Annotated in this window: 4 protein-coding genes, 1 tRNA gene and 1 pseudogene; 1 reads left to right on the top strand and 5 read right to left on the bottom strand. The window is 47.7% G+C overall.

The window, feature by feature from the left end; translation table 11 throughout:
- Positions 1-19: 19 nt before the first annotated feature.
- Positions 20-2380 (top strand): penicillin-binding protein 1C, encoded by a 2361-nt coding sequence (gene pbpC, locus JC793_RS15815; RefSeq protein WP_218426628.1) that lies wholly within the window; start codon positions 20-22, stop codon positions 2378-2380.
- 59 nt (positions 2381-2439) lie between these two features.
- On the opposite strand, the gene JC793_RS15810 is transcribed toward pbpC, so the two are convergent.
- From JC793_RS15810 to rpoD, 5 genes and pseudogenes are all read right to left on the bottom strand, one after another.
- Positions 2440-7122, bottom strand: coding sequence for a tetratricopeptide repeat protein (locus tag JC793_RS15810; RefSeq protein WP_218426626.1), 4683 nt, complete (start codon positions 7120-7122; stop codon positions 2440-2442).
- Positions 7123-7663: 541 nt separating this feature from the next.
- A complete protein-coding gene (locus tag JC793_RS15805) occupies positions 7664-9400 on the bottom strand; it encodes an ATP-dependent nuclease (protein WP_218426624.1) in 1737 nt (578 codons plus the stop codon).
- Positions 9400-9702, bottom strand: a pseudogene (locus JC793_RS15800) (tyrosine-type recombinase/integrase); the annotation flags it as partial. The gene JC793_RS15805 and the pseudogene JC793_RS15800, both read right to left, overlap by 1 nt.
- A gap of 235 nt (positions 9703-9937) precedes the next feature.
- Positions 9938-10014: transfer RNA gene (locus tag JC793_RS15795), tRNA-Ile, on the bottom strand.
- Positions 10015-10218: 204 nt separating this feature from the next.
- Positions 10219-12069 (bottom strand): RNA polymerase sigma factor RpoD, encoded by a 1851-nt coding sequence (gene rpoD, locus JC793_RS15790; protein ID WP_166708500.1) that lies wholly within the window; start codon positions 12067-12069, stop codon positions 10219-10221.
- Between the last annotated feature and the right edge of the window lie 173 nt (positions 12070-12242).

Genomic DNA, 12242 nt, shown 5'->3' with positions numbered 1-12242 from the left:
ACAGGCGGTACAGGTCAGAATGAGCGGTATCCGGCGTGTTATACAGAACCTGGCGGCAGTGGTTATCCTGCTGGCACTGTTTCTTATCGGATTCCGCCTCTGGCCGCATCCGCCGCTCTCGGAGGGACTGCCGTTGTCGGTCGCTTATTATGACCGCAACGGCACACTGCTGCGCCTGACACTGGCAAATGACGACCGTTACCGGTTGTGGACGCCGCTGGAAGAGATGTCACCGCTGCTGACACAAGGCACGCTGCGTTATGAGGATCGCTGGTTTTATCTGCATCCCGGGTTTAATCCGTACAGTCTCACGCGCGGTTTTTTTGTCAGTTATATCAGCGGGGAGCGGCTTCAGGGCGGTTCGACCATCACCATGCAACTGGCGCGGATGCGCTGGCATCTCAACACCCGCACCCTGCGGGGAAAAACAGAACAGATCCTGCGGGCGGTACAGCTGGAACTGAGCTACTCCAAACACGATATTCTGGAAGCCTATCTCAACTATGCCCCCTATGGCCGGAATATTGAAAGTGCCGGGGCGGCCTCGCTTATCTATTTCAATAAAAAACCGGCGGATTTAACGCTGCCGGAAGCGCTGACGCTGGCGGTACTGCCGCAATCGCCGGGATATCGTGTGTCACCCGGAGCGGCGGATATCAGCCAGCCGCTGATGCAGGCGCGTAACCGGCTCTGGCAGCGCTGGCGGGAAGAACATCCTGATGATGAGAACATGGCCGCGCTGTTTGAACTGCCGCTGATGCTGCGCCAGCCGGAGCAGATGCCTTACATCGCTCCGCATCTGATTGAACAGATCGCGCGGCAGAACCGGTTCAGTGCTGAAAAATCACAAACGGTGATCACCACACTGGATCTGAATCTTCAGCGTATTGCCGAAAAACAGGTCGCTGCGTTTATTTCCCGCCGTCAGCAGGCGGGATTACATAATGCGGCAGTGCTCCTCGTCGATACCCGTGATATGGGCGTGCGGGCGCTGGTGGGATCGGCGGATTATTACAATACGGAGATCCACGGACAGGTGAACGGCACCAACGCCAAACGCTCTCCCGGCTCGGCGCTGAAACCCTTTATTTACGCCCTCGGGCTGGAGCAGGGCGTGCTGCATCCGCTGACTATTCTTAAAGATGTGCCGTCTTCGTTCGGCAGCTATGCGCCGGAGAACTTTGATCTGCGTTTTATGGGGCCGCTGCCGGCGACACAGGCACTGAATTACAGCCGCAATATTCCGGCAGTGGATATTGCGGCAAAACTCAGCAAACCGAACCTCTATCAGTTTCTCCGTCTGGCCGGGCTTTCCGGGATGGCGGGGGAAAAACACTACGGGTTGTCGCTGGTTCTGGGCGGCGGTGAAGTGACGGCGCAGGAGCTGGCAAAACTCTATGCGATCCTCGCAAACCGGGGCATTCTGCGCCCGCTGCGGATGACTGAGTCTGAGCCGCCTGCCGCACCGGTCCGCCTGCTGAGTGATGAAGCGGCATTCATCACCCTGGATATGCTGGGGCAGCACCGCCGTCCCGGTAACACCCTCGCACAAAAACCGATGACACTGCCGGTGTACTGGAAAACCGGCACGTCCTGGGGATTCCGTGATGCGTGGAGCAGCGGCATTACCGGACCGTATGTGCTGGTGGTCTGGCTCGGCAATTTTGACGGCACGGGTAACAGTGCGCTGATTGGCGCGGAAGCTGCCGCACCGCTGTTTTTTAATATTATCGATAATATTATGGCGGAGTACCCGGCGCTCAGGGAGCCGGACTTTCCGCAACCGGAAAATCTCCGTCAGGTGGAGGTTTGTCTGGCCAGCGGTAACCTGCCGACGCAGTGGTGTCAGCGGCGGGGCAAAACCTGGTTTATTCCCGGTAAATCCCCGATTGCGGTTGATACCATTTACCGGCCGGTGGCGACGGATAAAATCACCGGTGACGTGGTGTGTCCGCCTTATGATCCCGCGCGGGTCAACATTGATATCTATGAATACTGGCCGTCTGACCTGGCACGGGTATTTGCCATGGCCGGGCTGCCGAAGAAAACCCCGCCGTCTGCCGCACACTGCAAGGGCGGCAACAGCCTGATCGGCGGTACGCCACCGCGTATTACCGCACCGCTGCGCAACACCACCTACACCCTGCGGCGGACGGAAAACCAGTCCTCCTCCCTATTTTTCACCGCCACCGCCGATAATGACAGCAGTGTGATTTACTGGTTTGCCGGTGATGTTTATCTCGGCAACAGTACCAGCCGCCGTCAGCTGGAATGGAAACCGGAAGCCGCAGGGCGTTACCGCATCCGCGCCGTGGATGACCACGGCCGGGCAGATTCACGGATGATTCAGGTGGATATTCTGGGCGTGAGGGAGAAGTGAGTTGTAATTTCCCTCCCGGAACAGGCCACATTCCGGGAGGGCGCTGATAATAAAACCGCTTATTTCTTTTTATCGCTGATACGCGAGAAATCCCACTCTTTTAACGCTTTCGTGGCATCTTTATTACCGTATTTTTCTGAGAGAATCAGGTTGTCCCGCGCTTTGCGCAGATCATCATCACTGCCGGTGCCGGCCAGTTTGTGATAATAAATCCATGCGACTTTGTATTTCGCCAGTTCATGATGACTGCCCTGTTCGAGTGACGTCATTTCATAATAACGGGCTGCCTGCGGGTAATCTTTTTCCAGCCCGGCCTGACCGAAATAGAGCATATCACCGGCGAGATGAGCGGTATTACTGTCCCCCAGTTTTGCACCCGCATCAAAATAGGCGAGGGCTTTTTTGCCGTCCACCGGAATACCGCGCTCATTTGGTCTGCGGTGGAGATTACCCAGTACGTTATACGCTCTGGCGTAGCCGTTTTTACCGGCCAGTTCATAGTAATAGAGCATTTTTTTCGTATCTTCCGGAACGCGTTCACCACGGGCATAATTGACGCCCAGTGAGAATGCGGCCAGCGCATCGCCACTTTCCGCTTTCTGCCGGTTTGCTTCCATTTCCTGTTCATAGCGACCGTATTGTTCATACTCCTGCTTTTTCTTAATCCGCTGCAATACCGCTTCACGTTCTACATCCGTCAGTGTCCCGGTCAGTTTGTCACCCTCATGGGTGCTGGTACCGGCAAGCGAGCCGTAGTAATAAACTTCTGCGGCATCTTTTTTTCTGATATAAGCGTTATACATTCCTTTCAGGGCGTGAGTGTCGTTATATTCCAGCGAACGGGTATACCATGCGATGGCTTTATCCGGGTCCGGTGCTTTGTTGCAGAAGCCTTCAAGCCATGCATCGCCCATGTCTTTGGTCCCGGCTTCCGGCAGCATCACTGTGTGGTTGTTTGTATTTTCCGGGAGTGCCGATTTTTGCAGCCATTCGTTCAGATACTGTTCCGCTTTAGCGGGATCCGCATCGTCACGACGGCAGTATTCTGACGATATATAATATCCGGCGAGTATTTCTGTAGCGGAAAAATCACCGCTGTCATGTGCTTTTTGCAGATAAGACAGGGCCTTATCCATGTCATTATTCTGCCGGTAATAATAGAACAGTGCTCTCTGCGCATCAGCCCGTTTCTCTGCTGCCGGTTCCGCTAACGCGAGATATTTTTTGTTATCCGCGTGATACCGGTAGTGACCTTCGTTATCACGGAGCGTGCCGTTATACAGATCAGCCAGTGTGGCAAAGGCAATACCGGAAACGGCAGCGTCGCTGTTGTCCAGCCCGTTTTCCAGCCGGGTGATAATGCCGGACCACTCTGGTGAATCCGGTGTCAGGCTGCTCTCTCTGAGCTGCATGACAGCCAGCTGTATATCCGAACAACTGTCACCTTTTTCAGCTCCGCGGCGTAATACCGCCATTTTATCGCCGGGGGTGTCCGTGATATCTGCCAGAACACAGAATGCCGGAAGGTGGCCGCTCTCCGCGCTTTTTGTAAACCAGTAACGGGCAGTATCATAATTACCGCGATTTTTATAGTGCATACCGGTGGCAAGCATGGCCTGGCTGTCTCCGGCCTGTGCCGGTTTTATCGTTTCTTCGTAGAATGCGATATCATCAGATACATCACGCCGCCCTTTGTAGGCCCGCATCGGCATAATGGCTTTATCCCAGTCTGGTTCGATAATCCAGCGCTGTGTATTTTTATCGAATTCACCTTTGGCATACGTATCTGCCAGCAGGATAGTGGCACGTTCATGGCCGGTATCTGACGCTTTTTGCAGATATAAAATTGCTTTTTGCGGATCTGCCCGGGTACCGTTGCCGTACAAATAGGCATAACCGGTTTCATAGGCCGCATTCGGGCTTTCATCCGTCAGTTTCACGTTTATTTCAAACTTATCCATCGCCTTCAGCTCATTTTCAGCGTAATCACCGGCTTTGATAAAATATTCACGGGCTTTCTGACGATCCGGACTGACCAGTCTGCTGCCTTTCAGGTACTGTGTACCCAGGTTGCGCAGATAGCTGTTATTACCGGTTCCCGGGAGTTTGTCATACAGCGACAGAAGCCGTTTTTTATCTTCCGGACTGAGCGGGTCAGCGTTTTTGTAGTCATCAATCAGTGTGGTAATTGCGTTGCCATTACCACCATCGGCCGCAATTTTCAGATAATAGCGCCATTTTTCACGGTCCTGTACCAGGCCGTAATCGCCGCTCTTCCATGCGTAAGCTAATTCGTAAGCGGCGTCAGCATCCCCTTTCTGTACAAGGGCATTCAGATCAATAAGCGTTTTTTTGCTGTTTTCCGCTTTTTTCAGGCGTGATTCTGTAAAACGGTAATCGCGATCGGGGATCTTTTTATACCAGGCAATGGAGGTATCCATATTGGCTTTTTCGCCATATTTACCTTCGTAATAGATCTCACCCAGTTCATACATACAGGCCTGGCTTCCGGTGTCAGCACATTGCTTCAGGCGCGGCACTATATCGCGCTCCGTCAGTCCGGTGATCCGCAAAAAGGCCTGATTCCGGTTGCTCTGCGTTCCGGAACCCGCTGCGCTCTGCAGGCGGTTCACGATGTATTCACCGGCGTGCTGATTACCCGCTTCCGCCGCTTTCTGCATCAGTTCAATATCCGGGCGCAGCATATCATCAGTGAAATCCGGTTTTTTCTCTGTTTCTTCCAGTTTCAGCAGCGCGTAGTAATAGGTAACATCGGGGTCGTGACCAATCAGCGGCTCAATCTGTTTTTGCGCCTCAGCATTATTATCATGCAATGCGAACTGTACCCAATACTGTCTGGCAAGGACGTTTTCTTTTCCGGTCGTGAGTAAAACCTGCATCACATCATTCCACTCTTCCGGCGAAAGCTGAGTACGGGGATCGCTGTTTTTCAGCATATCCATCATCAGCTTCAGTGCCAGCTGATTATCGCCGCTGTTAAGGGAAATAAGTGTTTTGGCCAGATGAACATCGGAACTCAGGGTATATTCGCGGGCCTGTTTATACAGCGCCATTGCCTGTTCACGGTTTTTTACCGGATCTTCCCGCAGCAGATAACCGGCGTAAAAATGTGCCTGTCGGTAGTTTTCATTCTCTTCAATGTCTTTTTTCAGGAATGCGATAATCTCTTTTTCATCAATCTCACCGCCGGTATCAAAAGAAAAATAGAGAGCGGTTAACCGGCGGTAAGCCTGATCCTGATAAGCGGTATTTTTCAGCAGAGATTTATAGATCCCGACTGCCTTTTTCATATCCTGCTCAACACCAAATCCCATGGCGTATTTATAGGCCAGTTCATCCCGGTAATCTGCCAGCGCTGATAATTCAGCTGCTTTTTTATTTAACTCAAAGGCACGAACCGGATCATAAATATTCCCGTCCTTGTCACTGTAACGCTGTGAAGCCAGCATCAGCACTTCGGCGTCATTCGGATATTTTTCCAGTAATACCGTTAAATAAGCGGATACTATCGCGTTAGTTTCATTATCCGGAAATTGGTAACTATTTGTAATATTGCGGATTATGTCGATTAATGCATCCCGGTGACCGGCATCCGCTGCCCGTTTCAGGTATTCATCCGAGAGATCCCGGTCATAATTGAATGCATCGTCATAACGGATATTGCGGTGGATTTGATAAAGCAGATAAAGCGCATCAGGATATCCGGCTTCAGCAGAAGCTTTCAGATAATCCGGCTCTGTTTTGGTATCAAGATACCAGGTGTAAAGGGCTTTCGGATCTTTTTTATCAATCAGCGGCAGCAAATAGGAGAGAGCTTTTTCTTTATTTTTGATGACTCCCATACCCTGCATATAGACATCATAAAGAGCGTAACGGGCATGAATATTGCCGTTTTCTGCCATTTTTTCCAGTTTCGCCAGACGGGCAGTTATTTTATCCGGCGTTTCCGAGCCGTAGAGTGATAACGCTTTTGGCATAAAATCTTCTTCACTGAGCGAGCTTATTTGTGAAAAGGCCATATAGCGGTATTTTTTTGCCTGTCCGGGGTCAGCTTCTATTCCGTAACCGCCGGTCTCGTATATCCGGGAAAGCAGCATAGCCGGAAAGATAAATTGCTCACTGAGTAACGGCGTCAGGATACTGACAGCTTTTTTATAATCTTTATCATATTCGTAAGCGATATAACCCAGGGCGAATTTTGCAAAAAACGATCCCTGGTCTGCGGCAGACGTCATATATTTCCGTGCCTGTTCTGTATCTGACGGCGTATTTTCATATTTATCGAGCATATAAATGCTGCCCAGTAATTCCTGAGCCTCACGCACACCGGCCTGTGCCGCCGCTTTCAGTGACGTAATACCATGCGGATCCTGTCCGGTATAAGGCGCCATACCGTGATAGCGGTAATAACCGAGGTTATACAGGGCATTTTTATTACCGGCTTTTGCGGCACGTTCCAGCCACTGATAACCCAGCAACGCATTTGCCGGAACACCATTGCCGTTGAGATACATCACGGACAGCGCATAGGCCGCCTGCGGATCTTTTTCCGCTTCTGCAGAAAAATAGCGGAATGCCCCGTCAGTATCCCCGGACAAATACAGCTCATAGCCCTTATCTGCCGGAGTGCTGCCGGATGTTACTGAATAGGTCAGCCAGGCCCCGCCGGATAGTGCAACAGCAATAAGCAGAGCAATCCTTAGTTTACGTTGCTTTGTCATATCATCCCTTATACGGATTAATCTTAAATAAGAATATGAAAAATAAAAATTTGACTTAGTGTAACGGATTAAAAACGTAATTCAATGTGATCAGACAGGCAAAAAAACAAATAAAAACATTATGTTATTTTAGGCGGATATGCGGGGGAATCTGTTTTTTTGGTATGAGGAACGTTATTTAAATAACAAACGGGGGACGCTGACCACCGGATATAAAATAATATCTGTTGTATTTCCGCGATATTAAATATCCGGAACATCCCGGCAGCTTGTCGTTCAGGTGAAATATGCTTCATGTATCACTCCGCGCCCTCAGATTGATTTTTCAGAGAGGGTGACAACTATTCTGACACGGAGGGTTGAAGTTATCTTCCGTTTTCAGGCCTTTGGCAAGTTCAGCAGCGAGGGCTTTAAGTTTCTTTTCGTCCATAATTTGCCTGTTTCCGTTGTTGGAGTGAACATATCAAAAACAGGCAATTACACAATTTAAATTACAGGCTCTGTTATTTATGTAAGATTACATCAGCGTGATGCTTACAGGTCACCTATCATTCGCTATTTCTGCTGCCACTTTATTGCCACGCTCAGTCTGATAGAAGGGCTGGATAACAGAGTGATTCCCTTTGTGCACTTTCTCGACAAATATTTTCAATTCTGAAAACTCTTTCTCATCTAATGAGTGTTCGGTCAGCACTTTGGTGACAAACTTAGGTCCGTGCCCGGGAATTTTTCGATTAAAACGTTCTATCTCTCCCACTGGAACGATGTAAATACCTATAGCCTCCAGCATGTTAATGAGCTTATCAAATTCTATAGATGCATCACCGCTAGGTAGTCCAACAATTCCTGTTTGTTTTAAAATTGCCCACGATTGCCCAGCTTTCATTGCATCCTGTATGTCACTTTTTTTTAACTTATCCTTCTCTGACTCTTTGATTATTTCAATTATTTTTTCTTTTATTTGTTCATTAGTATTAGGTTTAATTCCTTTACGAACAAAAGAGTCGACTCTAAGCCAAGTTTTCAAAATATCACTTGAGTTCCCTCCAAAAGCATTGACAGTATCTTCAATTAGTTTTTTATCAGAAAGGAAGTCTATGTCGAAAACTGCTTTTGTCGGAACGCCTATTTTTCTAAGAACGGAAGCTATTCCATGGATTGCGGATTTTCCTCCGCTCGGAATATAAGATGTGTCTAGCCAGTTTTCACGTTTTTCATTTTTAATCCATTCGGCTGTATAGTTATAAAGTCTGCAGTCACTATCATCTTCACAGATGATAACTTGCTCGTGGAATATACCATCTAATGCATTTGAAAATCGTAATACCGGCTTATTCCATAATTCTTTAACTGCATCCGATTCAGCTTCATGAATGATATTAATATTGTCTTCTCTTTGGATTCTTAAAATTCGTATGTTTCCTTTCGTTCCCTCAAGGAAGCCTCTTAAAATGTCACTGCTATGAGTAGCTACGAATAGCTGACCCTGAACTTCGGAGGATAAGGTTTCCCCTAGTAGTTTCATCTGCGGAGGATGTAAAAAAGCTTCCGGCTCATCAATTAATGTTACATCAAACTCTTGAGCTATAGACTCAAAAAGTATACCGGCGTAACTTTTTACCCCATCCCCTTGTTTTTCAAGCAACGGACTCTCCAGTACTTTATCGACGTACTCTTTGCTAACGCTATCAACAAAACCGTCAAAGTTAGGTTTTTTACCAATATGTATGGGAATGAATCGACCACCTCTATAATTTAAAATAAGATCTTTACCAAATGCTTTTCTAAAAAAAGAACTTATTTTATCTAAAAGTTTAGGATCATCATAAAGGGCGTGTTGCGGCTTTTTTGGATCTGTTTCAGAGTTAATATGTTCAACTTGATTACATATATTAAGTCTGTCATTTGCAGTGATGTTATTAAAAAAGAGCATATGGATATGTGTTAGTTTTTGCTGGTCGTTCCAGGAATGCAACCAAGATTGGTGTGCTTTCATTTTACCTAATGAATAGTAACTATCTTTATCAATTTTTGCATTGTCATTGAGAAATTTAATAAAATTTTCAAAACTGCCAGTCTTTGTTATATTTAACTCCTTTATGACGTCACCACTATTAATAGTATTAACTGAGACTAATTCTATAATCTCTCTTAAGGTTTGAGACTTTCCGCTGTTATTTGGTCCAACAATTATTACTTTATCATTTTTGTTGAATGTTACAGTTTGCCCACCTGAGAAAAGAATGCTCTGTATTGCTACCTCAATTGGTTTGCTCATTATATTAAATCCTTATTGTTTAATAGATTGAATTTTAATGTATCACCTAAATGATCTGGTGAGAAATGGGCATAGCGTATGGTTATTTTAATGTTGCTATGGTCTAAGATTCTTTGGAGTACAAGTATATTTCCACCATTCATCATAAAGTGACTGGCGAATGTATGGCGTAAAGCGTGAGATAGTTGTCCAGCGGGAAATTCTATTTTTTCCCGGCAGACTGCTACTCTGAATGCAGAGTAACTCTCAGTAAATAAGTACCTGCATTTTTTGGGAATTTCAGTATAAAGTTTATTCTCAATAGCAGCAGCTATAATTAAAATTATCATACGCTTACCAATTTTTTAGTAGTGCCACATTCTTACATTTTACTAATTCCATTTGCTTTCCTCCGTTATAGGTTACTTTATGTTATCTACCTGATATTGGCACACAAGTCAAAAAATCTGGAGGGACACTTTTGGGGCACTGACCACCGGATGTAAAAAAGCCACCCTGTAAAGAGTGGCTTAATACACTGATAAATCAGTAAAAATTTGGTGGCCCCTACTGGACTTGAACCAGTGACCAAGCGATTATGAGTCGCGTGCTCTAACCAACTGAGCTAAGGGGCCGAAGTGGGTAAGATTATACTGCCTGTTTTTGGCGGGGTCTAGCGTTTCTTGTCTATCTGACTGTTTTATGAGCGGAATATTGCCTGCAGAAAATGATTAGTGAACAGCAATTGCGTAAATCAATGGCTGGTTGTCAGCCGGTGATGGGGCATAAAAAAAGGCGCCGTTAAACGGCGCCTGATAATGCTCTGATCCTGAAGCGGATTATTCGTCCAGGAAGCTGCGTAACACTTCAGAACGGCTCGGGTGGCGCAGTTTGCGCAGTGCCTTCGCTTCGATCTGACGGATACGTTCGCGGGTAACGTCAAACTGTTTGCCCACTTCTTCCAGCGTGTGGTCAGTATTCATATCAATACCGAAACGCATACGCAGCACTTTCGCTTCACGCGGGGTCAGCCCGGCCAGCACTTCATGAGTCGCGGAACGCAGGCTCTCTGAAGTCGCTGAATCCAGCGGCAGCTCGAGGGTGGTGTCCTCGATGAAATCCCCTAAGTGCGAATCTTCATCATCACCAATCGGTGTTTCCATTGAGATTGGCTCTTTGGCGATTTTCAGCACTTTGCGGATCTTATCTTCCGGCATCAGCATCCGCTCTGCCAGTTCTTCCGGTGACGGCTCACGGCCCATCTCCTGAAGCATCTGACGGGAGATACGGTTGAGTTTGTTGATAGTCTCAATCATATGCACCGGGATACGGATAGTACGCGCCTGGTCCGCGATAGAGCGGGTAATGGCCTGGCGAATCCACCAGGTGGCATAGGTTGAGAACTTATAACCACGACGGTATTCAAATTTATCAACCGCTTTCATCAGACCGATGTTACCTTCCTGAATCAGATCCAGGAACTGCAGGCCACGGTTGGTGTATTTTTTCGCGATAGAGATAACCAGACGTAAGTTCGCCTCAACCATCTCTTTTTTCGCACGGCGGGCTTTCGCTTCACCGATAGACATGCGGCGGTTAATATCTTTGACCTGTTCAATGGTCAGGCCGGTTTCTTCTTCGATCTGGCGCAAACGTTGCAGGCTGCGTTCAATTTCTTCCGCCATATCCTGCAGTTTTTCAGACCACGGTTTGTTCATCGCGACAGCAGCAGTAAACCAGGAATCACTGGTTTCATTGCCGGTGAACAGGGTGATGAAGTTTTTCTTCGGCATTTTGCTCTGCTCAACGCAGAGTTTCATGATATAGCGTTCCTGCTGACGGACACGATCCATCATTTCACGCATGTTGTTGACCAGGTGGTCAAACTGCTTCGGAACTAAACGGAACTCTTTGAAAACTTCAGAGAGCTGCTGAATTTCCGCATTGGTGCTCGGGTGGTCGCGGCCGTGAATTTTAATCTGCTGACGCGCTTTTTCATGCTGCACACGCAGCGCTTCGAATTTCTGACGAGCCAGTTCAGGATCGATGCTGTTATCGTCATCGCTGTCACTGTCATCCTCTTCTTCTTCGTCTTCGTCGTCGTCATCTTTATTTAATTCTTCAGCCGGCAGCTCAGAACCGATGTTGGTTGCGGTTGGTGCCAGATCTTCTTCCGCGTTCGGGTCAACGAAGCCGGTAATCAGGTCAGAAAGACGGACTTCGCCCGCTTCAACGCGGTCGTACTGATCGAGTAAATACGTGATTGCCTCAGGATATTCAGCAACGGAACACTGAACCTGATTGATGCCATCTTCGATGCGCTTGGCAATGTCAATTTCGCCTTCGCGGGTCAACAGTTCTACCGTCCCCATCTCACGCATATACATGCGCACAGGGTCAGTGGTCCGGCCAATTTCCGATTCTACACTTGAGAGGACTTGTGCTGCAGCTTCGGCTGCATCATCATCGGTGTCTGTTGAATTCTCTGCCAGCATCAGATCATCAGCATCAGGTGCTTCTTCCATTACCTGAATGCCCATGTCATTGATCATCTGGATAATATCTTCGATCTGATCAGAATCGACGATATCTTCAGGCAGATGGTCATTGACTTCAGCATAGGTCAGATAGCCTTGCTCCTTACCACGGGTGACAAGAAGTTTCAGCTGTGACTGCGGGTTTTGCTCCATAAGACGGTATCCACACTTCTGAGTATTTAGGTTTGTGTTGGTCGGCAAAACAACTTAGCCAGCAACAATAACAATCAAGGATTTCTTTTCTTCGGCCATGAACCTTGGTGACATGGCATGCAGGGCTGTTCCTGCTGTCTGCGGCACTTAAGCCGTTATATTCATCATAGTTT

It is taken from the genome of Morganella morganii (genome assembly GCF_019242955.1).
In the GTDB taxonomy this organism is placed as follows: Bacteria; Pseudomonadota; Gammaproteobacteria; order Enterobacterales; family Enterobacteriaceae; genus Morganella; species Morganella sibonii.
Note: the sequence above shows the minus strand (reverse complement) of the source record. Positions and strands in the feature narration are given on the sequence as shown.

What these genes read in the sequence shown, in the direction of transcription:
- JC793_RS15805 (WP_218426624.1), bottom strand. Translation starts at nt 9,400, where the DNA reads ATGAGCAAACCAATTGAGGTAGCAATACAGAGCATTCTTTTCTCAGGT.
- pbpC (WP_218426628.1), top strand. Translation starts at nt 20, where the DNA reads ATGAGCGGTATCCGGCGTGTTATACAGAACCTGGCGGCAGTGGTTATC.
- JC793_RS15810 (WP_218426626.1), bottom strand. Translation starts at nt 7,122, where the DNA reads ATGACAAAGCAACGTAAACTAAGGATTGCTCTGCTTATTGCTGTTGCA.
- rpoD (WP_166708500.1), bottom strand. Translation starts at nt 12,069, where the DNA reads ATGGAGCAAAACCCGCAGTCACAGCTGAAACTTCTTGTCACCCGTGGT.